The following is a 21,923-nucleotide window of genomic DNA, read 5'->3' as shown; positions in this document are numbered from 1 at the left end:
GAGGGCTCCGTCTTGTTTTATTTTTTCAAGATATTCCGTTTCATAAAATAAGATATAGCTACAAGTATGCCGAGTGCAGAAGATATCAGAAAAAATCCATTGCTGGATATGGATTCTGTGATCAGAAAGAAACTGTCCCTGCTGAAAAAGATCAGGTAGGCCTGACTTAAGAATACGCCCAGACAGCCGATCCCCATGGCTGCTGCCAATGCAGTCCACACAGGATCCCTCAGATCAAAAGCATTCTTTAAGATCATCTCCAGACAGATAACAGTGAAAGCCACAATAATAATAAAAGTGTTATCCCATATTCCATCAATCAGAATGTAGCTTCTTGTCCTCAGATATGTATCTGCCATAAGCATCAGAGACATGAGGAAAATACCATGCATAAGCGCAGTTCCCCGGTCCTTGAGCTGTTTTTCCTTTAATGTGTCTTGATTCATAAAAAAGTTCCCCTTTCTCCTTTAAGACACCAGTATAAGATATTTCGGCAAAAAATACAAACTTTCGTCCTCTGTAGAAAGAAAAACATGATCTGTCCTGGAATACAAGGCCTTCAATCTGGAAAGAATGGATGTATTGCCTATTTTAAAAGAATATGAGCCAAGCAGAATTTGCAATCCTTGGTTTTTCCTGCTATCATATTCAATTAGATAAAGTAAAGAAAGGAAGTTTCCAGTGAAACGATGGACAGCCTTATTGCTCTGCTTTACTGTTTCCCTGGCTGTACTGACAGGGTGCAGGTCCGAAAAAGATACAAAAAGCAGCGACTTAGAGAAACTGAATATAGTAACTACAATTTTCCCTTATTATGATTTTGTAAGACAGATCGGAAAGGATAAAGTCAATATAAAGATGATTGTCTCCGCCGGAAAAGACAGCCATACCTTTGAACCGACCCCCGCCGACCTGATTGCAATACAAAAAGCAGATATCTTTTTATACAACGGCGGGGCTATGGAATATTGGGTTCAAAAAGTGATGAAATCTCATAAAAACAGCCGTCAGATTTCTTATGCTTTTATGAATTCTGTCCATCCGGTGGAGGAAGAAGTGACAGAGGGCATGAGTCTTCCAAAGGAAGAAGAAGGGGAGACGGAATATGATGAGCATATCTGGACTTCTCCTGTGAATGCTCAAATAATCGTAAAAAAAATCTGTGCTGTCCTTACTGAAAAGGATCCTCAAAATGCGGGATTTTATAAAGAAAACACAAAAGAATACTTAAGTAAACTGAAAGCGTTGGATCAGGAATTCCGGGAAACCGTAAAGCATGGAAACCGAAAAGTAATGGTTTTCGGGGATAAATTTCCGATGCGTTATTTTACAGACGAATATGGTCTCTCCTACAGGGCGGCATTTCCAGGATGCAGCGAGGAATCCGAACCGAGCTCCCGGACACTGTCATATTTGATTCAGCTTGTAAAAAAAGAAAAAATTCCTGTAGTTTATCACATGGATTTTGGCAGCAGCAAGATTGCAGACGTGATCTGCGAGGCATCAGGTGCAGAAGCCGTAACTTTTTATTCTTGCCACACTGTGACAAAGCTCCAGTTTGAGCAAGGCGTCACCTATCTGGATCTGATGAAGAAAAATGTGAAGAATCTGGAGAAAGGACTGAGCAAATGACTTCAATCATAACATGCAGCCATGTGGATCTTGGATATGACGGACATGTCATCGTAAAAGATTTGAATATGAAGATAGAGAGCGGATCTTATATCTCGGTAATCGGACAGAACGGTTCCGGCAAAAGTACTTTTGTCAAAACACTGCTTGGACTTGTGCACCCGGTATCGGGAAAAATTTATAAAAATCTGCCGGAAAACGGCATCGGATATCTTCCGCAGCAGACAGAAATGCAGAAAAGCTTTCCCGCCACTGCCATGGAAGTTGTTTTATCTGGTTTTCTCAGTAAAAAAAAGTACAGGCCTTTTTACACAAAGAAAGAGAAATTTGCGGCTTTAGGTCAGCTGAAAAAGCTGGGGATACTGGAACTTTCTAAGACCTGCTACAGGGAACTCTCCGGCGGCCAACAGCAGAGAGTTCTTCTTGCCAGAGCATTATGTGCTTCTGACCATCTGCTTGTACTGGACGAACCGGTCACCGGTCTGGACCCGGCTGCCTCAAAAGAGCTTTACCGTTTGTTAAAGAAGCTTAACCAGGAAGATGGGATGGCAATTTTAATGGTATCTCATGATCTTTCCAACGCCTTAGCGGATGCAGATCATATTCTCCATATAGGCCATGAAGACTACTTTTTCGGAACTGCAGAAAGCTACCGAAGATCCGAATACTATCAGACCATCAACGGAGGTGCTGTCCATGGAATTATTTAAGGAGATGCTCTCATATCCGTTCATTATAAGAGCCTTTATTGTAGGTATTTTAATCTCACTGTGCGCGGCGCTTTTGGGTGTAAGCCTTGTGCTGAAAAAGTTTTCCATGATCGGAGACGGACTGTCCCATGTATCATTTGGGGCTCTCTCCATCGCTGTAGCATTTGGTATTGCTCCTTTAAAGCTTTCCATTCCTGTAGTCATTATTGCAGCATTTTTTCTGCTGAAGATAACAGAAAGCGACCGGATCAGCAGTGATGCGGCGATAGCCGTCATGTCAGCCTCTGCACTGGCAGCCGGAGTTTTGGTAACTTCCTTTACTTCCGGTATGAATATGGATGTATACAGCTATATGTTCGGAAGTATCCTGGCCATGAGCAAAGAGGACGTCAGATTCAGTGTCATACTGAGTGCAGCAGTTCTGGTCCTGTTTTTCTTTTGCTACCATAAAATATTTGCGGTTACCTTTGACGAAAGTTTTTCCAGGGCATCAGGTGTGAATGTTTCTTTTTACAATTCTCTGCTGGCTATTTTAACTGCTGTAACCATTGTCATCGGCATGAGAATGATGGGGGCAATGCTGATCTCCAGCCTGGTTATCTTCCCGGCACTGACAGCAATGCAGCTTTTTAAGAGCTTCCGTGGAGTTGTCATCTGCTCAGGATGTCTGTCTGTTCTCTGCTTTTGCGTGGGCCTGTCCGCCTCCTATTTATGTTCTTCACCGGCAGGAGCCAGCATCGTCATTGCCAACTTATGCGGATTCCTTGTTTTCCGTTTCCTGAGAATGGTTTTCGGTAAGAATGTTTGATTTCCAAAACATTCTGTGATAAAATAATTTCATTATCGACAAGTTAGGAGAAATATATGAACAATAAAAAAAATACGATGTTAAAGGTCATGAGCATCATTTTATTGATTGCCGGATTGCTGAATGCTTTTTCTAATATTTCGCTTCTGACCAGCGACAAACTGATGAATCTGGCTATGGAACAGGTAAACAAATCCAGTGATATCCTGACTGTTTATTTCGCAGTTGGTATCATCTTTGGTCTGTTTGAGATCATATGCTGTTTTTATGGTTTGAGGGCATCCAAGCATTATAGGATGAGCGAGACTTGCTTTAAGCTTGCTGTCGGACTGCTCATAGCTGCTGTTATCACCTTTGGGTTTAACATCTATGTAAATGGCTTTATCATGTCCACCCTGGGCGGATTCGTATTTCCGCTGCTGTACCTGATTTCGATTAAGTTTTACAAATAATTTTATAGGCAGCTGCATAAAACAGATGATCTTTTTGGATTGTCTGTTTTGTTCATTACAGCTGTATTGTTTTTAGATTACAAGAGAAGGAGGTCATGATGTACATTGCAGATTTACATATCCATTCCAAATATTCCAGGGCTACCAGCAAAGACTGTGATCCGGAACATCTGGATCTGTGGGCCAGAAGAAAAGGAATCGACATCGTAGGAACCGGTGATTTTACCCATCCGGCCTGGAGAGAAGAATTGACAGAAAAACTGGAGCCTGCAGAAGAAGGCCTTTACGTTTTAAAGGAAGAATACAGAATCCGGGACGGAATCACTTCAGATGAGCAAAAGCCTCGTTTTGTCATTACCGGTGAAATTAGTTCCATTTATAAAAAGAACGATAAGACAAGAAAGATCCATAATCTGATTCTGCTGCCGGGTCTGGATGCTGCTGCAAGAGTTTCAGCCAAGCTGGAGACCATCGGCAATATTCACTCTGACGGCAGGCCGATCTTAGGACTGGACAGCAGAGATCTGCTGGAAATCCTTCTGGATATTTCTCCGGATTCTATACTGGTTCCTGCACACATATGGACTCCCCACTTTTCTCTTTTCGGTGCTTTTTCAGGCTTTGACACCATTGAAGAATGTTTTGGGGATCTGACCTCTCACATTCACGCCCTGGAGACCGGTTTATCCTCCGATCCTCCTATGAACTGGAGACTGTCTGCATTGGATTCCTTCCAGCTGATCTCCAACTCAGATGCTCATTCCCCCGGCAAACTCGGGCGGGAAGCTAATCTGATGGATATTGATCTTTCTTATCCGTCACTGACAGAAGCAATTCAGACCGGAAAAGGTCTTTACGGCACCATTGAGTTCTTCCCGGAGGAAGGCAAGTATCATTTTGACGGCCACAGAAAATGCAGTCTGGTGCTGACCCCTTCTGAGACAGAACAATACGGCGGAATCTGTCCTGTCTGCGGAAAGAAAATAACCATCGGAGTTCAGCACCGCGTAGAACAACTGGCAGACCGGGGAGAAGGATTCCTGAAAGAGGGGGCAAAACCATTTGAAAGCCTTGTCCCTCTTCCTGAGGTGATCGGCGCCTCCACAGGCATGTCGGCTGCCGGCAAAAAAGTAAATGCCCAATTTGAAAAAATGCTGGCGGAGCTTGGACCGGAATTTTATATTTTGCGTGAAGCGCCTTTAGAAGATATCCGTCACAGCGCAGGCGCCTGTGTGGAAGAAGGTATCCGGCGCCTGAGGAATAAGGAGGTCCGCCGTGAGCCGGGATTTGACGGAGAATATGGAAAGATCCATCTCATAGAAAAAGAAGAGATTGATGCAATCAACGGACAGATGACTTTTTTTGACACCCTGGGCATCGCAGCTGCCCAGGAACCCAAAAAGAAGAAAAAGAAAATCATCAGACAAGAAAAGAATGCTGCGGCTAAACCGGCATCGGAAAAGAAGCAAAAAGACACTGGGGATAATGAAGAACAGAGAGAAGCTGTTGTCACTGAGCACAAAGCAGTAGCGGTGATCGCCGGTCCGGGAACGGGAAAAACAAAGACTCTGGTTGACAAGATTGCTTATCTTGTCAATGAGCGAAATATCTCTCCGTCACAGATCACTGCCGTCACATTTACCAATCAGGCCGCCTTCGAGATGAGAGAACGTCTGAAAAAGAGGCTGGCAAAAGATACATATGCAAAAGACATGACGATCGGGACCTTTCACTCTATCTGTCTTAATCTGCTCAGGCAGCGCGGAGAAGAGATTGTTTTGGCAGACAATGCAGAACTTTTGGAAGCAGCGGAGGAAGCACTTATACGTTTAGGATCTCCTCAAAAGCCAAAGGACTTCTTAAAACATATCTCCAGCTATAAAAATAATATAAAAGGACAGGAGTCTGCGTCAAAAGAGGAAGCGGATTGTTATCAGGAAGTCATGAAAGAACTGGGTCTTGCTGATTTTGATGACCTGCTCTTGAAAGTACTGGAGCAGACCGATGCAGGACCTGAAGGCACCGGACAATTCTCTTATCTTCTTGTAGATGAAATGCAGGATATGAATGACATTCAGTTCCGCCTGGTCCTCTCATGGTTTCGTCATGGAAAAGAACTGTTTGTCATCGGAGATCCCGATCAGTCAATCTATGGCTTCCGGGGATCTGATGCCCGGTGTTTTGACCGGCTGAGAGAAGAGATACCTGATCTGAAGATGATTTACTTAAGAAAGAATTATCGTTCCACACCGGAGATCATCGGCTCTGCCCTTTCTGTTATCAGCGAAAATCCAGGGGAAGAACGGTATCTTTCCGCAGTGAAAAGCAGCGGAAAACCGGTCCGTGTCATCACTTCCCAAAACGACTGGTCAGAAGCCATATTTATCGCCAAGGAGATCAACCGGCTCACCGGAGGGATGGATATGATGGACGCCCAGAATTATGCAGTTAAGACAGAAAAGCCACGGGGCTTTGGGGATATTGCCATATTATACCGGACCCACCATCAGGCCAGAGCCATTGAAAAATGTCTGAGACAGGAAAGCATCCCCTGTGTCATCACCGGACAGGACAGCTTTCTTGAAGATGAGAAGGTTAAAGGAACCGTCTCCTTTTTCCGGTATCTTTTGGATGAAAAAAATACAAAGGCCCTCTCAATCGCCCTGAAATCTTTTCCTGGCTGCGGAGAATTTTTGGAGGAGTTCAAATCTCTTATACATACAGAAACACCCGGTGCACTCCTGAAGCTTTGGATGGAAAAGAACAGTCTCACAGAAGATGAAGCTCTGCTGTGCCTTGGTAAGATGACTCTGTTCCATGAAAATATGGCAGCCTTTCTGTCAAACCTTCTGCTTGGTACGGAGGGAGATTTGAAGCGGAACGGCGAAAAGGAATATACCTCGGATGCGGTTACTCTGATGACACTCCATGGCTCAAAAGGCTTGGAATTCCCGGTAGTGTTTATAAGCGGTGTGAAACAGGGCAGTATTCCCTTGGAATCACCCCTGCATCCGGCGGACAAAGAAGAAGAGCGCCGTTTATTTTTTGTAGGCATGACACGGGCAAAAGAGGAATTAATTCTTATAACACGGAAAGAAACTTCTGAATTTCTTTCCGCCCTGCCACAAAAATACAGAAAAAATGAGTCCGCCGGGAAAAAGCAGCCGGAGGCAGAACAGCTTTCCTTATTTGATCTGTAAAACATTCAGCTTTACGGGGATAACATCATATGGTAAAATATATCCATCAAAAAGACAGGCAAGGACGCCGTGCAAGGCGGTTCCTGCCTGTCTTTTTATGTGACAGGAAATCTTAAGGTGACACATGCACCCTGGCCCGCCTGTCCGGTGATGGATACTTTCCCACAGTGACGCTGCATAATGCGCTTTACAATTGTAAGCCCCACGCCGGTTCCCTCAAATTCCTCCTGAGTGTGAAGCCGTTCAAACACCTGGAAAAGTTTTGCTGTTTGTTCAGGGCAAAAACCTGCTCCGTTGTCACTAATGTTTACCGTGATCCACTCGTTTGTAATGCCGGAGGATACTGAAATTTCAGCAGTACTGCGGCCTTGGGTAAATTTCACTGCGTTTCCTATTACATTTTGAAAAAGAATCCTCAGCAGATCCGGATCTCCGCTGATATCGGGAAGCTGCTCCATATGAAACCGAATATCCCGCCTTCCGTATAGATCTTTCAGATCATCAAACACAGAGGGCAGCATCCGATTTAAATCAACCTTTATTTTTTGATATTCTGCCTGACTGACTTTGGAGAGATCCAAAAGACGCTCTGTCATTCTGGCAGTCTCGCCGGATTTATCCTGTATACGTTTGAGTATAGCCGAAATTTGTTCCGGACTGCTGTTGGGAAGACTGGTCTCCAGAAGCCGGCAAAGCTGGGATATAGTATGGAGAGGTGAACGAAGATCGTGAGAAACATTCAGGCAGAACTGATCCAGTTCCTCATAGGAGTGCTTCAGTTCTTTGGCCTGTCTGATGATCTGGATATGAGTTTTTACCCGAGCCAGCAGTTCGCAGGCCCGGTAGGGTTTTACTACATAGTCCCTTGCACCCAGAGAAAATCCTTTTTCAATACTCTCCCGGTCATTGCTGGCGGTTACGCAGAGGATTGCCATATCATCATAAAAAGGTTCCTTTTTCAGAACCTGCATCAGTTCGAAACCATCCATGCCGGGCATGGCCAGATCCAGAAGAAGAACTGTGGGAATCTGTTTAGCTATAAGCTTCAGCGCAGCCCCGGCGTTTGCCGCAGCCCGTACCGGGTATCCAAGTTCCTTTAAAATTGTTCCTGCGGTTTTGATATGGGCAGGAGTGTCATCCACAATCAGCAGATTGACCATTTCCATCTGTCGGCTCATTATAAGATCTCCTTTCTGACCGGCAGACGATTAGGGCCGGCATTCTCTTTATCATGGAATTGTACACAATCTATATTGAAAATGCAAGAAAGGACTGCCATGACATCAAATTACATCTTCAGCCAAAAACAAATTAACACCGCTGCCGTCATTGTCCTTGGACTTATGGTAGCCTTTGTCCTATCCAGCGGATGGTCCATCAGACAGAGTGTGCAGAAAGAACAGGATGCAGAGTCCGGCCAGCTCAGATTCCAGAACTCCAGCCAGAAGCTTTCAGATACCTCGGATTATCTGACAGAGGAAGTCCGGAAATTTGTGGTCACTGGCAAGCTTACTTATATGAAAAACTATTGGCGGGAAGTAAAGATTACAAAATCAAGAGAAAAAGCCATGGAAGCATTTGATGCTTCCTCTGTCCCGGCAAAAGAGATTCAGCTTTTGAAAACCGCAAAGAATAACTCTGATCTGCTGATCTCCACAGAACAAAGGGCCATGAAGCTGGCTGCCTACAGCCACCGGATCCCGGAAGAAATGCTTAATCCGGAGATTCAAAACTATGTGCTGAATGTTGAGGATAAAAAGCTTAACAGAAAAATGGCTGGTGTTTTGGCATCGGAACTGGTCTTTGGCAAAGAATATGAAAACGAAAAAGATGTCATTGCCAGTGCCATAAACGAATTCCAGCAGCGCATGGACCATAAGCTGAAAAACCGCCTCTATGAGGCCAGAATCCGCACCGGCCTTGCAGTAAATTCACAGACAGCAGTTTTAGGATCAGCTTTTATATTTGTGGCAGCGGCTATGTTCTTATTCTATCGGCTCAGTGTTGCTCCGGTTCTTGAATATACATCAAAGATCCGGCATATAGAAGAAACTGACACAGAGTCTGTTCTCCCTGTAAAAGGTTCCAGAGAACTTCGGATTTTTGCTGAGAGGTTTAACCAGATGTATGAAAGACTGTCTGCAGCAGGCAAAGAAAAGAGCCGTTTTTTTTCGAATATGAGCCATGAAATCCGTACTCCCCTGAGTTCTGTCTTGGGTTATGAAATGTTGATGAGGGATACAGATCTTTCAGAAAAGCAGGAACAATATCTGGACATTATGGAGCAGGCATCTGAAACCCTGCTGAATCTGATCAATCAGATTCTGGATATTTCCAAACTGGAAAGCGGAAAAATGAAATGGGAATATGAAACTGTGAAGACCAGAGAATTTTTCTCCGGAATTCTTGATATGTTCCGTTATCACGCAAAGAATAAAAATCTGCTTTTAAGAATTTCTATCGATGACGCTGTGCCGGAGACTCTCTGTATAGATGCCGGAAAGCTGCGGCAGATTCTTTTGAATCTTCTGTCTAATAGTTTTAAATTCACGAGAGAAGGAGAAATCATGCTGAGAATTAAGGCAAGTGAATCAGCAGGAGAAAAGTTCTTTCTTGAGGCTTCTGTCTCTGACACCGGATGCGGTATAAAAAAGCAGGATCTTGCACGGATCTTTCAGCCGTTTGAACAGTCAGGAGAACCTGACGGACATTTTTACGGAGGTACGGGTCTTGGTCTTACTATATCAAGAAATCTGGCTCATTTTCTGAAGGGTACTCTTGAGGCAGAAAGTAACGAAGGGAAGGGGTCCTGTTTTACTTTGACAATCCCCATAAACAAAGGAGAAATACCTGAACTCAAAAGCTGCGGGAAATCCCCGGATTCTGAGAAAAAACAGCTTTTGTTTCAGCTTAAAGGAAAAAGGGTTCTTCTCGTGGAGGATAACGATGTGAACCGGAAGATGGAAGAGGAACTGCTGAAGAAATATGGTCTGACTGCTTTTTCTGTCTCCCGCGGAAGAGATGCAGTCCGTATGTGCCAGGATGAAAAGTTTGACATTATTTTTATGGATATACGGATGAAACCGCTGGACGGATTCCAGACAGCAAAGGAAATCCTTTATGCCACTAAAAATTTTGACACCTTCACAGCGGCAATGACAGCAGATGTGGAATCAGCTACATTACAGAGAATTTTTCAGGAAGGAATGAAAGGATTTCTTCCAAAACCATTTTCTTCCGTACAGCTGGAAAATATCCTTCTGCAGGCTTTCCGTCCTGACTGTCCGCAGCAGGAAAAACCGCAGACAGACAAAAAGGACCTATCTCTGCTGGACACGCAGGAAAGAATCACAGAAATCGGACACGCCCTTTATAACCAGCTGCTGTCCATGTTTCTTACTCAGCATGAAAAAGAATTTTACAGTCTCACTCCAAAACTCAGCCAGGAAAAGCTCCTTCACTGCCTGCATACCTTAAAAGGTGTCAGCGGAAATATTGGCGCCCGGCTTCTCCGGAAGAAACTGGCTGCTTTGGAGCAGCAGCTGAAAGAAGATACAATCACAGATAAAAAAACAGAGAAGGCAATATCAGAGATCCAGGACTGCTTCAAACAGACAAAAGAGGCAATTCTCACATATAAAGAGAGTGCAGCATCAGAGAACCTCCCCCTTCCGTCCGAAGAATTCCGGGCGGATAAATTTCTGAAACTTCTGGAGGAATCGGACCTTGCGGCTTCAGAAATTTATGAAGCACACAAACCCTATATACTGGGTTTAATGTCTTCCGGGCAGAAGGAGAAGTTCAGCAGTGCCATGGACTGCTATGATTTTGAAAAGGCCGTCAAGTATTTTAAAGAAGGGATGGATGACTGATGAAGAAGATTTTATTTGTAGAAGATGATGAGGCTATCCGTTTTCTCGTCGCCTGTTATTCCTTTTGGAAAGATTTTGATTTTCAGATCACAGGGGAGGCTTCAAACGGGGAAGAAGCTCTCTGCATGATGGACGGCAACTCTTTCGATGTCATTTTAACAGATATCCGGATGCCTAAAATGGACGGGCTTCAAATGGTAACAAAACTAAGAGAAAAGGGCAGCAAGATCCATGCTGTCATAGCCAGCACCTACTCAGATTTCAGATATGCCAAACAGGCTATGCGGCTTGGCGTCCTGGATTTTATTGAAAAACCTCTGACAGAAGAAAAGCTTCTGGAATCCCTCAATCTGGTCAGGGAAGCCCTGGAATTTGAAGAAAACACTTCTGACACGGACTACACTGCCTCAGACTTTTATGAGTCCAGACTTTCAGAGGCTCCAGATATGGAACGAGAAAGGATCCGCAAGGAGTATCAGGCAATCCGGGAAAACCAGATGGTGTTGGAAACCTGTACTTTTTTTCTCAGCCATTTCAAAAGCAGTACTGCTATAGAAGAAGTATCCCAGTCTCTTGGGATGAACCGTGATTATCTGTCACGCAGGTTCAAACAAACAACAGGATATACACCGCTTGAATATTTGACAGCAGTCCGTATGGAATATGCGAAAAAAAGGCTGAAAAACAGAACTTTAAAAATATACGAGATCAGCGGAGAACTGGGATATCTGACCCCGGACCATTTTTCGCGGGTCTTTAAAAAATATACAGGGATGACGCCCAATGGATACCGGAGACTCTGAACAGTACAGGCAGCAAGTCGGAAAATTACAGGGAAAAATCGGTTTTATGCTGTTTTCTCTTTGGCGGAAATGATGTAAAGTATCAGTTGTAAATAAGAAAGCAGCAACGGCGCTGTGAAGAAGAAATTCTTCACGGCGCTTTTTCATTTATGTGATTTAAAAAGGAGGAAATGTTATGAGAAGAAATTGCAGATTCAAAAAAATAGCGGCGCTTGGTATGGCTGCAGTTATGGCGGCAGGCCTTACCGCCTGCGGAGGAGCTTTTGGGGAGGCCAGCGGAAAATCTGATGGTTCTGATTCCAAGGACAGCAGTACGATCAAAGTGGGCATCCTTCATTCTCTGAGCGGAACTATGGCTATGAGTGAGACTTCCGTTAAAGATGCGGAGATCATGGCCATCAAAGAGATCAACGCAAAGGGCGGTGTCCTCGGAAAAAAGATTGAGTATGTAGTTGAAGACGGAGCTTCCAATCAGGCAACCTTTGCAGAGAAAGCCGATAAACTTCTGACCAAAGATAAAACTGCCGCAGTTTTTGGATGCTGGACCTCAGCCAGCAGAAAAGCAGTCCTTCCGGTATTTGAGAGTAAAAACGGGCTTCTTTGGTATCCGGTTCAGTATGAAGGCCAGGAATCTTCTCCGAATATTTTTTATACCGGTGCTGCCCCAAATCAGCAGATCGTACCTGCTGTTGATTATCTGGTAAAAAACTACGGAAAAAAGATCTTTCTTGTAGGATCTGATTATGTATTCCCCAGAACAGCAAATGAGATTATCAAAAAGCAGGCCAAATCACTGGGAGCTGAAGTTGTCGGAGAAGAGTACACACCTATGGGACACACTGACTATACCACTGTGGTTAATAAGATTAAAGAACAAAAGCCAGACTTTGTTTTCAACACATTAAACGGAGATTCCAATGTAGCATTCTTTAAACAGCTGAAAGATGCAGGACTTTCCTCCAAAGATGTTATGACGTGTTCCGTATCTGTGGCAGAAGAAGAAATATCAGGGATCGGTGCATCTTATCTGGAGGGACATCTGGTTTCATGGAATTACTATCAAACAACAAAAACAAAAGAAAATGAGAAATTCGTTTCAAATTATAAAAAAGCCTATGGCAAAGACCGGGTGACAGACGATCCAATCGAGGCAGGATACAATGCTGTTTACCTGTGGAAAGCTGCTGTGGAGAAAGCAGGTTCCACCGATGTTGACAAAGTAAAAAAAGCAGCAGCAGGCATCAGTTTTAACGCCCCTGAGGGGAAGGTCACCATCGACGGGGATAATCAGCACATTTACAAGAAGGTACGCATCGGAAAAGTTAATAAAAACGGGCTGATTGATGAGGTTTACAGCACCAAAGAAGCAGTAAAGCCAGATCCGTATCTGAAAGGATATGCTTGGGCCAAAGGGCTGTCCGAGTAGAGAGAAGCCAAGAAAAGGAGAATCTATATGGAAGTATTTATTATGCAGCTGTTCAACGGAGTCAGCGTAAGCTCCATTCTGCTTCTGGCCGCCATTGGTTTGGCAATCACCTTTGGGCTCATGGGTGTCATCAACATGGCCCACGGAGAATTTATTATGATCGGTGCATATACGGCATATGTTGTACAAAATCTGCTGAAAAATGACGGCTACGTCCTTTTGGCGCTCCCTGCCTCCTTCCTGGCTGCTGCAGCCTTCGGGCTGGTTCTTGAAAAGCTTGTCATCAGCAGACTTTACGGCAGAGCCGCAGACAGCCTGCTGGTCACATGGGGAATCAGTTTGATCCTTCAGCAGCTGGCCAGAACCATCTTCGGCTCACCAAATGTGGCCGTCAAGGTTCCGGCATTTTTGGAAAAAAGCATTCATATCACTGATGTGATTGTACTTCCATACAAGCGGCTGTTTATTTTTCTGATTGTTATCATCTGCCTGTCGGCTGTCTGTCTGTTGATGTATAAAAGCCGCACCGGAAGAAATGTAAGAGCCGTCATGCAGAACCGTGAGATGGCTTCCGCCTTGGGAGTGAATACAAAGAGGATGGATGCCGGAACTTTCGCCGCCGGATGCGGGCTGGCAGGCCTGGCTGGCTGTGTTCTCACCTGGGTGGGTGCCATCGGACCATCCCTCGGAACCAACTATATCGTAGATACCTTCATGTCTGTAGTTGTCGGCGGGGCCGGAAGTATTTTGGGAACTGTTCTTGGAACAGGATTTATCGGTATCGGCGGAACTGCATTTGAGTTTCTGACAGATGCATCCATGGGCAAAGTATTAATCTTCATCTGTGTCATTCTTGTTCTTCAGTTTCGGCCAAAAGGCATATTTGCAGTAAAAACACGTGTTCTGGAAGATGAATAGGAGGAAGATATGAAACCAAGAAAAATTAATTTTATAACTGTACTTGCAGCGGCGGTCTTTCTATTTCTGCTGGTCTCTCCTTTTATTATGTCTGTATTCAGGCTGTCTCTGATTGCAAAATTTATGTGTTTTGCGATCATAGCTTTAGGACTTGACATGATTTGGGGCTATACCGGCATTCTAAGCCTGGGGCACGGCGTATATTTTGGACTGGGAGCTTACTGCATGGCGATGTATTTAAAATTGAGTGCAGCGGGCGCCGGAAAGCTTCCGGATTTTATGGTCTGGAGCGGCATAAAGAAACTGCCCGCATTGTGGCAGCCCTTTGCAAATCCCGTCTTTGCCATGGCAGCTGTTATTGCTGTGCCGGTGCTGCTGGCTGTAATCATTGGATATCTGACATTCTTAAACAGGATCAAAGGGGTATATTTCTCGATTTTGTCCCAGGCACTCTCTATGATTTTCTCTGTCCTTCTGATCGGACAGCAGAAAATAACCGGCGGCTCCAACGGTCTTACCGGCTTTACATATTTATTTGGACTGGATTTAAATGATACTATGACTAAAATTATTCTTTTTTATGTGACACTGGCTTTCCTTTTTGTCATTTACCTGGCCTTTCGTTTTCTTATAAACAGCAGATTCGGAAAGGTTTTGGTAGCCATACGGGACGGAGAAAACCGGGTACGCTTCACCGGATACAATCCTGCAAAATATAAGGTATTCGTCTATGCGCTTTCCGCCGCTGCCGCAGGAATTGCAGGGGCATTGTTTGTAACTCAGGTAGGAATCATTTCCCCGGCAGAAGTCGGAACTGTTTTTTCCGTGGAAATGATCATCTGGGTCGCTATCGGAGGAAAAGGCTCCCTGATCGGACCTGTCATAGGGGCACTGGCCGTGGGAGGATTAAAAACAGGAATCAGTGAAAACTTTCCGGAAATCTGGTCTTACTTCATCGGTATCGTTTTTGTAGCTGTGATTCTTTGGCTGCCGAAAGGAATGATTTCCTTCCGTGAGATTCCGGATAAGATCCGTAAAAGATTTGGTAAAAAGCAGGAGACCCGTCACCTTAATGCAAAGGAGGAGTTGTCATGAAACCGATGATAGAATTAAATGACATCAGTATTCGCTTCGGAGATTTTAAAGCAGTAAGCAACGTAAGCACTTCAGTGGGAGAAAATGAGATCCGTTTTTTTATCGGCCCAAATGGTGCAGGAAAAACGACGATTCTGGATGCCATCTGCGGCAAAAACAAAATTGCCGGAGGAAGTATTCTTTTTGATCAGGAATATGACGTATCCAAAATGAAAGAATACGCTATCGCAGAGCTTGGAATCGGACGAAAGTTCCAGGCCCCCAGCGTATTTTACGGCATCACGGTACAGGAGAACATTGAACTGGCTGCAGCCAGCAGAAAAAGTATCTATTCCACAACTTTTCGCAAACTTTCCAAAGAAAAAAGAGAACACGTGGATTATGTCCTGGAATTCATCGGACTTTCTGACAGCCGGTTTGATTATCCCCGAAGACTCTCCCACGGTGAGAAACAATGGCTGGAAATCGGAATGCTTCTTGCAGCCCGCCCCAAGCTGATGCTTTTGGATGAACCGGTAGCCGGAATGGGGCGCAGGGAAACGGAAAAGACAGAAGAACTGCTGATGAAGATCAAAGCAGACTGTTCTGTTATTGTAGTGGAACATGATATGCAGTTTGCAAAACACATTTCCGACAGTGTCACAGTATTTCATGAGGGGAGGATACTTGCAGAGGGTACTATGGATGAAGTCCAGAAAAACCAGGAAGTCATTGATGTTTATCTGGGAAGGGGAGGTGAGAAAGCATGTTAGAAATCCAGGGATTATATGCTGCCTACGGAGAAGGGATGGTATTAAGGGATATAAATCTTCAGGCGGACAAAGGCAGCATTACCTGTCTGGTAGGACGCAACGGAGCAGGAAAGACAACTTTGATGAAGAGTATTATGGGACTTCTTGATACCCCAAAAGGATCAGTAAAGCAAGGGGAAAAAGAACTTTCCAGTCTTCCAAGCTATATGAGGGCCAAAAGCGGCATTGGATATGTTCCTCAGGGACGGGAAATTTTCCCTCAGCTCACCGTTCGGGAAAATCTTCTTTTAGGACTGGAGGCGGGAGAAAACGGCAGAAATAGGGTTCCCGAGGATATTTTCGATATCTTTCCTATCCTAAAGGAGTTTTTAAACCGAAAAGGAGGCGATCTCTCCGGCGGACAGCAGCAGCAGCTTGCCATCGCCAGAGCTATGGTCTCCAGTCCGCAAGTACTCATTTTGGATGAACCAACAGAAGGCATTCAGCCGTCTGTCATTGAGGAGATTGGGATCATCCTGTTAAAACTGAAAGAAAACATGGCGGTTTTTATAGCTGAACAATATTTGGAATTTGTCATGGACATTGCAGATGACTGCTATGTCATGGAAAACGGAGAAATCATTATGCATGGAAAGACTGAAGAACTGGATCAGATAAAGCTTCAGGCTACCATGTCCCTGTAATTAAAAAAATTAGGAGGAAGGAACATATGAAGCTGACCCCAAGGGAAACAGAAAAATTATTGCTGCACATGGCCGGAGAGCTGGCAAAACAGAGGAAAGAAAGAGGGCTTAAATTGAATTATGTTGAAACTATTGCTTATATTTCTTCTGAACTGTTAGAACTTGCCCGAGACGGTAAAAGTGTACGGGAACTGATGGATCTGGGCACAAAAATGCTGGCAAAAAAAGATGTTATGGACGGCGTAGAAGATATGGTGAAAGAAGTACAGGTAGAAGCAACGTTCATTGACGGAACCAAATTGGTAACAGTTCATCAGCCAGTCAGATAGGAGGTATGTTATGAAACCAGGAGAAATGATTATAAAAAACCAGATGATCAGCATCAATTCCGGAAGGAAAGCAAAAACGGTCTCTGTGGTCAATAAAGGCGACCGCCCTGTACAAATCGGATCACATTTTCATTTTTTTGAAATAAACAAGTTTCTTCAGTTCAATAGAGAAGAAACTTTCGGATACCGCCTGGATATCCCCGCAGGAACTGCGGTCCGCTTTGAACCGGATGAGGTAAAAGAAGTAAACCTTATTATGATTTCGGGAAAGAGAAGGATCAGTGGTTTTAACAATTTAACAGAAGATCAAATCAATGGATCAACAAAACAAAAGGCACTGAAGAACGCAGAAATCCGTGGGTTTTAGAAAGGCAGGTGAAAACATATGAGCAATCAGATCAAAGGAACAGAATATGCAGAGATGTACGGACCAACTACCGGAGATAAAATACGTCTTGGGGATACGGATCTCTTTATTGAGGTGGAAAAAGACTATACCGTCTATGGTGAGGAAATGAAATTCGGGGGAGGAAAAACAATTAGAGACGGCATGGCCCAGAGTGCATCGGCCACTGGCCGGGACGGATCCCTTGATTTGCTTCTCACCAATGCCCTGATCATCGACTACTGGGGAATTGTAAAAGCTGATATCGGAATTAAAGACGGAAAAATCGCCGGAATTGGAAAAGCCGGAAATCCGGATATCATGGATGGAGTCCATCCAAGGCTTGTGGCAGGTGCCGGAACTGAAGTGCTTTCTGCAGAAGGAAAGATTGTAACGGCCGGAGGCATTGACACTCATGTACACTATATATGCCCACAGCAGGTGGAGACATCCCTCTACTCAGGCATAACTACTATGATCGGCGGCGGTGCAGGACCTGCAGAGGGAACTTTTGCAACAACCTGCACTCCTGGAGCATTTAATATGAAGAAAATGCTGGAGTCAGCAGAAGAATTTCCTATGAATTTTGGCTTTTTCGGAAAGGGCAACTGTTCATCACCAGAGCCTCTGGAAGAACAGATCCTTGCCGGGGCGGTGGGATTGAAGCTGCACGAAGACTGGGGTTCAACGCCGTCTGCCATTCATCAATGCCTGAAAGCCGCCGACCGGTACGATGTGCAGGTGACCATTCATACAGATACTTTAAATGAGGCCGGTTATTTTGAGAGTACAAAGGAAGCGATCGGCGGAAGAGCTATTCATACATACCACACAGAGGGAGCCGGAGGAGGGCATGCTCCGGATATTATAAAAGCAGCCGGACTTCCAAATGTCATGCCCAGTTCCACCAGTCCTACAATGCCGTTTACAAAAAACACCATTGACGAACATCTGGATATGATTATGGTCTGCCATCATCTGGATCCAAAACTTCCGGAAGATGTGGCTTTTGCAAGGTCACGGATCAGATTCGGAACTTTGGCCGCAGAAGATGTCCTTCATGACCTTGGAGCCATCTCTATCCTGAATTCCGACTCACAGGCTATGGGGCGCCCTGCCGAAGTCATCACAAGGGCATGGCAGACAGCAGATAAAATGAAAAAGCAGAGAGGACAGCTGAAAGAAGCTGACGGGGCGGACAATGATAACTTCCGTGCAAAACGCTATATCGCAAAATATACGATCAATCCTGCCATCGCTCACGGAATCTCTGATTACATTGGTTCTCTGGAAGAAGGAAAGATTGCCGATCTGGTCGTGTGGGATCCTGCGTTCTTCGGAGTTAAGCCGGACACTATCTTAAAAGGCGGGTTTATCGCCGCTGCCAAAATGGGAGATGCCAATGCCTCTATACCAACACCCCAGCCGGTCATTATGAAACATATGTGGGGTTCCTATGGAGAAGCCAGAAGCCGTACTTCTGTAACATTTGTATCAAAAGCTGCTTTTCAGGCAAATATAAAAGAAGAACTGAGGCTTGAAAAACAGGTGCTTCCTGTCAAAAACTGCCGTAATATTGGAAAAAAAGATATGATTTTAAACTCTGAGATCCCGAAAGTTGCCGTAGACCCGGATACTTACGAAGTGAAAATCAACGGAGAAGTATTAAGTTGTGAACCCGCAGAATCCCTGCCCTTATCCCAGAGATATTATCTGTTCTGAGTTCCGGATCAGTCATTCACTCTCTGTCATAAGCGATCGGCAGGAAGCTGTAGATAAAATAGTGTTCTGCTGTTAAACTGGAGACATGAGATATCTCGGAACAAGATGGTTTAGTTTTACTAAGGAGGGCTCTATGCGTTACTATAAAGTAGATTTTGGAATAACAGATCCGACCAATCTCACATTACCGTCACTTTTTAACAGTCAGGGGACAGATTATGACGATTTTCCTTCCGTCATGCAGCATTCAGTCCCAATTTACAGAGGTACTGACGTAACTCGGGGTAAAGAATTTGTAACAGCACCAGATGAGAGAGATACAGAGCCCACACCCGTAAATATTGGTAAATTTACCATGGGCGGGGCATATTTTACCAGCTGTTTTGTATTGCTTACCTATAATTCAGAGAATGACCTTTATATTCAGCATTTTCAAAACGGTGCTGAACATTTGATAGAAAAATCAAAAACCGAGGAAGAAGATGAGTTGTATTTATGCCGTCAGGAAGATTATGTTGTTATGGTCACCAAGCAGTTTAATGACAGCTACCGCGGCATTGTAGAGGATCTTATCTATATGTACGGAAAGAATCATGTTTGTTTAATTGATGGATTTGAAAATTTTTATATTGCAGGGGACTTGAGTATCCAGTTTTGTGCTAGTTAAATAAAATATTCTCAGTCCAACGGCAGACAGCCAGGGAAACTCAGAAGATTTTCTTGGCAAACCCTTGTATTATAAAAGCCAAAGTGTTATAATAACCAATAACATAAAGAATGAACCTAAGGAGTGGACGAAAGTCCACTCTTATTGTTTGCGCAGAAAAGGAGGCAGGATCAACTTGGCAGGAAGAGCAGAAATAGAACAAAAAACAGAAGCACTGGTTGCGCCGATTATTGATGAAAACAACTTCGAACTTGTGGATGTGGAATATGTAAAAGAGGGCGCCAACTGGTATCTGCGTGTTTATGCAGATAAAGAAGGCGGAATCAGTATCGATGACTGTGTGCTGATCAGCCGGGCACTGGAAGCCAAATTGGATGCTGATGATTTTATTGAAGACGCATACATTCTGGAAGTCAGCTCACCGGGACTTGGAAGACCCCTAAAAAAGGAAAAACACTTCCGGCAAAGCATCGGACAGTCGGTCGATATCAAGCTATACAAAGCCATCAATAAGCAAAAGGAATTCACCGGTATTTTAAAAGAATATTCAAAGGAAAAAATGATTCTTTCCATCGATGGCACTGACCAGGAATTTGAAACAAAAAGTGTGGCATCTGCCCGTTTATCATTAGATTTTTAAGGAGGACAACAGAAAAAATGAGTGAATTAATTGATGCATTAAACCAGTTAGAAAAAGAGAAGCATATTGATAAAGATGTCATTATGGAAGCAATTGAAAACTCTCTGGTGGCTGCATGCAAAAGAGACTTTGGAAATGCAGACAATGTGGTTGTCAACATGAACCGCGAGAACGGGGACATTGTAGTATATGCAGAAAAAGAAGTCGTAGAGACTGCGGATGGAGAGGAGTTTGATCCGGCGCTTCAGATCAGCCTTGCCAAGGCAAAGGCTATGGATCCTAAGTATGAACTGGGAGACATTGTCCGTGTGGAGATCACTCCGAAGGACTTCGGAAGAATCGCAGCTATGCACGCCAGAAGTGTTATTGTGCAGAAGATCAAAGAGGAAGAAAGAAGAGTGGTCTTTGACCATTTCTACTGCAAAGAAAAAGATATTGTTACCGGCGTGGTACAGCGCTATGTAGGTGACAATGTGAGTGTGAGCTTAGATGATAAAACAGACGCACTCTTAATGAAGTCTGAGCAGATCCGGGGAGAAGTATTTCAGCCCACAGAACGGATTAAACTTTACATTGTAGAAGTTAAGGACACAAACCGTGGACCGAGAATTTTAGTTTCCCGTACACATCCTGATCTCGTAAAACGGCTTTTTGAAAAAGAAGTGGCGGAGATTCAGGACGGCATCGTGGAAATTAAGAATATTGTCCGTGAGGCAGGTTCCAGAACTAAGCTTGCAGTCTGGTCCAACGAACCTAATGTAGACCCTGTAGGTGCCTGTGTCGGCATGAACGGAGCCAGAGTCAACGCCATTGTCAATGACTTAAGAGGCGAGAAAATTGATATTATCAACTGGAATGAGGATCCTTGTGTTTACATTGAAAATGCTTTGAGCCCGTCTAAAGTGGTATCTGTTTCCGTAGATGTGGAGGAAAAAAGTGCCCAGGTGGTAGTTCCGGATTACCAGTTATCTCTGGCTATCGGAAAAGAAGGACAGAATGCAAGACTTGCTGCAAGGCTGACCGGATATAAGATTGATATCAAGAGTGAATCTCAGGCTGAGGAAGAGGAAGAACTCCGTGAAATGAATACCGATATGCCTGAAGATCAGGACATGGATTGGACGGAAGAATATACAGAGGAGGAAGCGGCTGAAGAGGCTATGGCCTACGATGATGAAAATGCTGTGGAGGAAGAACTCCTCTCTGAAGAATCTGAATCTTTGGATGAATAAAAATAGGATGTGATAATATGAACAAAAAATTGCCCATGAGAAAGTGCATCGGATGCCAGGAATCAAAAGCAAAAAAAGACCTTGTGAGAGTGGTAAAGCCTAAGGAGGGAGATATATTCATTGACCCTACAGGCAAATCCAATGGACGCGGGGCCTATATCTGCCGGTCTTTGGATTGTCTGAAGAAGGCCAGAAAGTCCAGAGGACTTGAACGCTCTTTTAAAACATCGATTTCCGAAGAAGTCTATGACGCGCTGGAAAAGGAGATGATCGGTCTTGAATCATAAAGTCTTATCTCTGCTGGGGCTGGCGGCCAGATCAAGGAATCTGGTCAGCGGCGAATTTGCCGTGGAAAAGTCTGTAAAGTCCGGTCATGCATATCTGGTCCTTGCGGCCAAAGATGCTTCCGGCAACACGAGAAAAATGTATCAGAATATGTGCGAATATTATCATGTGCCGCTGTATTTTTTCAGCGATAGAAGCGAACTGGGCCACGCCATCGGAAAAGAGTTCCGGGCGGCGGTAGCTGTGGAAGATCAGGGATTTGCCAAGGCCATTCGCGGGAAACTTGAAAACAGTCAGAATGAATAATGGAGG

22 protein-coding genes are annotated in these 21,923 nt (G+C 44.3%); 20 read left to right on the top strand and 2 right to left on the bottom strand.

The window, feature by feature from the left end; all coding sequences use genetic code 11:
- Positions 1 to 17 precede the first annotated feature (17 nt).
- Positions 18 to 446: a hypothetical protein gene (locus tag KH180_RS02870; protein ID WP_290756181.1), complete on the bottom strand. Its 429-nt coding sequence runs from the start codon at positions 444 to 446 to the stop codon at positions 18 to 20.
- 235 nt (positions 447 to 681) lie between these two features.
- Here KH180_RS02870 and KH180_RS02865 point away from each other — a divergent pair, with 235 nt between their 5' ends.
- The 5 genes from KH180_RS02865 to KH180_RS02845 all read left to right on the top strand — a co-directional run bounded on the left by KH180_RS02865 (position 682) and on the right by KH180_RS02845 (position 6,802).
- Positions 682 to 1,632, top strand: a complete 951-nt coding sequence (locus tag KH180_RS02865; RefSeq protein ID WP_290756180.1) for a metal ABC transporter substrate-binding protein — start codon at positions 682 to 684, stop codon at positions 1,630 to 1,632.
- Entirely contained in the window at positions 1,629 to 2,342 is a 714-nt protein-coding gene (locus KH180_RS02860; protein WP_290756178.1) for a metal ABC transporter ATP-binding protein, read from the top strand. The genes KH180_RS02865 and KH180_RS02860 overlap by 4 nt, the downstream gene beginning before the upstream one ends.
- Positions 2,329 to 3,150: a metal ABC transporter permease gene (locus KH180_RS02855; protein WP_290756176.1), complete on the top strand. Its 822-nt coding sequence runs from the start codon at positions 2,329 to 2,331 to the stop codon at positions 3,148 to 3,150. The genes KH180_RS02860 and KH180_RS02855 overlap by 14 nt, the downstream gene beginning before the upstream one ends.
- A gap of 56 nt (positions 3,151 to 3,206) precedes the next feature.
- Positions 3,207 to 3,602, top strand: coding sequence for a hypothetical protein (locus KH180_RS02850; RefSeq protein WP_290756174.1), 396 nt, complete (start codon positions 3,207 to 3,209; stop codon positions 3,600 to 3,602).
- A 98-nt stretch (positions 3,603 to 3,700) separates the two neighbouring features.
- Entirely contained in the window at positions 3,701 to 6,802 is a 3,102-nt protein-coding gene (locus tag KH180_RS02845) for a UvrD-helicase domain-containing protein (RefSeq protein WP_290756425.1), read from the top strand.
- Between the two features lie 95 nt (positions 6,803 to 6,897).
- Here the strand turns inward: KH180_RS02845 and KH180_RS02840 are convergent, their stop codons facing one another.
- The gene (locus tag KH180_RS02840) at positions 6,898 to 7,980 is read right to left on the bottom strand and encodes a hybrid sensor histidine kinase/response regulator (RefSeq protein ID WP_290756173.1); all 1,083 of its coding nucleotides are present in this window, start codon (positions 7,978 to 7,980) and stop codon (positions 6,898 to 6,900) included.
- 99 nt (positions 7,981 to 8,079) lie between these two features.
- Between KH180_RS02840 and KH180_RS02835 the strand changes: the two genes are divergently transcribed.
- The 15 genes from KH180_RS02835 to KH180_RS02765 all read left to right on the top strand — a co-directional run bounded on the left by KH180_RS02835 (position 8,080) and on the right by KH180_RS02765 (position 21,917).
- Positions 8,080 to 10,674 (top strand): ATP-binding protein, encoded by a 2,595-nt coding sequence (locus tag KH180_RS02835; protein WP_290756171.1) that lies wholly within the window; start codon positions 8,080 to 8,082, stop codon positions 10,672 to 10,674.
- Complete coding sequence (locus KH180_RS02830; protein ID WP_290756169.1) at positions 10,674 to 11,477, top strand: response regulator transcription factor; 804 nt, start codon at positions 10,674 to 10,676, stop codon at positions 11,475 to 11,477. Before KH180_RS02835 ends, KH180_RS02830 begins: the two co-directional genes overlap by 1 nt.
- Positions 11,478 to 11,652: 175 nt before the next feature.
- Positions 11,653 to 12,903, top strand: coding sequence for an urea ABC transporter substrate-binding protein (gene urtA / locus KH180_RS02825; RefSeq protein WP_290756167.1), 1,251 nt, complete (start codon positions 11,653 to 11,655; stop codon positions 12,901 to 12,903).
- A gap of 27 nt (positions 12,904 to 12,930) precedes the next feature.
- On the top strand, positions 12,931 to 13,821 hold the full coding sequence (urtB, locus tag KH180_RS02820; RefSeq protein ID WP_290756165.1) for an urea ABC transporter permease subunit UrtB: 891 nt from the start codon (positions 12,931 to 12,933) through the stop codon (positions 13,819 to 13,821).
- Positions 13,822 to 13,830: 9 nt separating this feature from the next.
- Complete coding sequence (gene urtC, locus KH180_RS02815; protein ID WP_290756163.1) at positions 13,831 to 14,916, top strand: urea ABC transporter permease subunit UrtC; 1,086 nt, start codon at positions 13,831 to 13,833, stop codon at positions 14,914 to 14,916.
- Positions 14,913 to 15,668, top strand: coding sequence for an urea ABC transporter ATP-binding protein UrtD (urtD, locus tag KH180_RS02810; protein ID WP_290756161.1), 756 nt, complete (start codon positions 14,913 to 14,915; stop codon positions 15,666 to 15,668). The genes urtC and urtD overlap by 4 nt, the downstream gene beginning before the upstream one ends.
- Complete coding sequence (gene urtE, locus KH180_RS02805; RefSeq protein ID WP_290756159.1) at positions 15,662 to 16,351, top strand: urea ABC transporter ATP-binding subunit UrtE; 690 nt, start codon at positions 15,662 to 15,664, stop codon at positions 16,349 to 16,351. The genes urtD and urtE overlap by 7 nt, the downstream gene beginning before the upstream one ends.
- Positions 16,352 to 16,377: 26 nt before the next feature.
- Entirely contained in the window at positions 16,378 to 16,680 is a 303-nt protein-coding gene (gene ureA / locus KH180_RS02800; RefSeq protein ID WP_290756158.1) for an urease subunit gamma, read from the top strand.
- A 10-nt stretch (positions 16,681 to 16,690) separates the two neighbouring features.
- A complete protein-coding gene (gene ureB / locus KH180_RS02795; RefSeq protein WP_290756156.1) occupies positions 16,691 to 17,047 on the top strand; it encodes an urease subunit beta in 357 nt (118 codons plus the stop codon).
- 18 nt (positions 17,048 to 17,065) lie between these two features.
- Complete coding sequence (gene ureC / locus KH180_RS02790; RefSeq protein WP_290756154.1) at positions 17,066 to 18,787, top strand: urease subunit alpha; 1,722 nt, start codon at positions 17,066 to 17,068, stop codon at positions 18,785 to 18,787.
- Between the two features lie 133 nt (positions 18,788 to 18,920).
- Complete coding sequence (locus KH180_RS02785; protein WP_290756152.1) at positions 18,921 to 19,454, top strand: hypothetical protein; 534 nt, start codon at positions 18,921 to 18,923, stop codon at positions 19,452 to 19,454.
- Positions 19,455 to 19,629: 175 nt separating this feature from the next.
- Entirely contained in the window at positions 19,630 to 20,094 is a 465-nt protein-coding gene (rimP, locus tag KH180_RS02780) for a ribosome maturation factor RimP (RefSeq protein ID WP_290756150.1), read from the top strand.
- A 17-nt stretch (positions 20,095 to 20,111) separates the two neighbouring features.
- Positions 20,112 to 21,326 carry a transcription termination factor NusA gene (nusA, locus tag KH180_RS02775; protein ID WP_290756148.1) on the top strand — a complete coding sequence of 405 codons (1,215 nt, stop codon included), beginning with the start codon at positions 20,112 to 20,114 and terminating at the stop codon, positions 21,324 to 21,326.
- Positions 21,327 to 21,343: 17 nt separating this feature from the next.
- The gene (gene rnpM, locus KH180_RS02770) at positions 21,344 to 21,613 is read left to right on the top strand and encodes an RNase P modulator RnpM (RefSeq protein WP_290756146.1); all 270 of its coding nucleotides are present in this window, start codon (positions 21,344 to 21,346) and stop codon (positions 21,611 to 21,613) included.
- Entirely contained in the window at positions 21,603 to 21,917 is a 315-nt protein-coding gene (locus KH180_RS02765; protein ID WP_290756144.1) for a L7Ae/L30e/S12e/Gadd45 family ribosomal protein, read from the top strand. Before rnpM ends, KH180_RS02765 begins: the two co-directional genes overlap by 11 nt.
- The last annotated feature ends 6 nt before the right edge of the window (positions 21,918 to 21,923 follow it).

Origin of the sequence: Anaerostipes sp., assembly GCF_018381315.1 — a bacterium.
Taxonomy (GTDB): Bacteria; Bacillota; Clostridia; order Lachnospirales; family Lachnospiraceae; genus Anaerostipes.
This window is presented reverse-complemented; position numbering and strand designations above follow the sequence as displayed.

Excerpts from the sequence above, each read along its gene's own strand:
- urtD (WP_290756161.1), top strand. The coding sequence starts at position 14,913 with ATGAAACCGATGATAGAATTAAATGACATCAGTATTCGCTTCGGAGAT.
- KH180_RS02845 (WP_290756425.1), top strand. The coding sequence starts at position 3,701 with ATGTACATTGCAGATTTACATATCCATTCCAAATATTCCAGGGCTACC.
- rnpM (WP_290756146.1), top strand. The coding sequence starts at position 21,344 with ATGAACAAAAAATTGCCCATGAGAAAGTGCATCGGATGCCAGGAATCA.
- KH180_RS02840 (WP_290756173.1), bottom strand. The coding sequence starts at position 7,980 with ATGAGCCGACAGATGGAAATGGTCAATCTGCTGATTGTGGATGACACT.
- KH180_RS02870 (WP_290756181.1), bottom strand. The coding sequence starts at position 446 with ATGAATCAAGACACATTAAAGGAAAAACAGCTCAAGGACCGGGGAACT.
- KH180_RS02860 (WP_290756178.1), top strand. The coding sequence starts at position 1,629 with ATGACTTCAATCATAACATGCAGCCATGTGGATCTTGGATATGACGGA.
- ureA (WP_290756158.1), top strand. The coding sequence starts at position 16,378 with ATGAAGCTGACCCCAAGGGAAACAGAAAAATTATTGCTGCACATGGCC.
- KH180_RS02785 (WP_290756152.1), top strand. The coding sequence starts at position 18,921 with ATGCGTTACTATAAAGTAGATTTTGGAATAACAGATCCGACCAATCTC.
- KH180_RS02850 (WP_290756174.1), top strand. The coding sequence starts at position 3,207 with ATGAACAATAAAAAAAATACGATGTTAAAGGTCATGAGCATCATTTTA.
- KH180_RS02855 (WP_290756176.1), top strand. The coding sequence starts at position 2,329 with ATGGAATTATTTAAGGAGATGCTCTCATATCCGTTCATTATAAGAGCC.
- urtE (WP_290756159.1), top strand. The coding sequence starts at position 15,662 with ATGTTAGAAATCCAGGGATTATATGCTGCCTACGGAGAAGGGATGGTA.
- KH180_RS02830 (WP_290756169.1), top strand. The coding sequence starts at position 10,674 with ATGAAGAAGATTTTATTTGTAGAAGATGATGAGGCTATCCGTTTTCTC.
- nusA (WP_290756148.1), top strand. The coding sequence starts at position 20,112 with ATGAGTGAATTAATTGATGCATTAAACCAGTTAGAAAAAGAGAAGCAT.
- ureB (WP_290756156.1), top strand. The coding sequence starts at position 16,691 with ATGAAACCAGGAGAAATGATTATAAAAAACCAGATGATCAGCATCAAT.
- urtA (WP_290756167.1), top strand. The coding sequence starts at position 11,653 with ATGAGAAGAAATTGCAGATTCAAAAAAATAGCGGCGCTTGGTATGGCT.
- ureC (WP_290756154.1), top strand. The coding sequence starts at position 17,066 with ATGAGCAATCAGATCAAAGGAACAGAATATGCAGAGATGTACGGACCA.
- urtC (WP_290756163.1), top strand. The coding sequence starts at position 13,831 with ATGAAACCAAGAAAAATTAATTTTATAACTGTACTTGCAGCGGCGGTC.
- urtB (WP_290756165.1), top strand. The coding sequence starts at position 12,931 with ATGGAAGTATTTATTATGCAGCTGTTCAACGGAGTCAGCGTAAGCTCC.
- KH180_RS02835 (WP_290756171.1), top strand. The coding sequence starts at position 8,080 with ATGACATCAAATTACATCTTCAGCCAAAAACAAATTAACACCGCTGCC.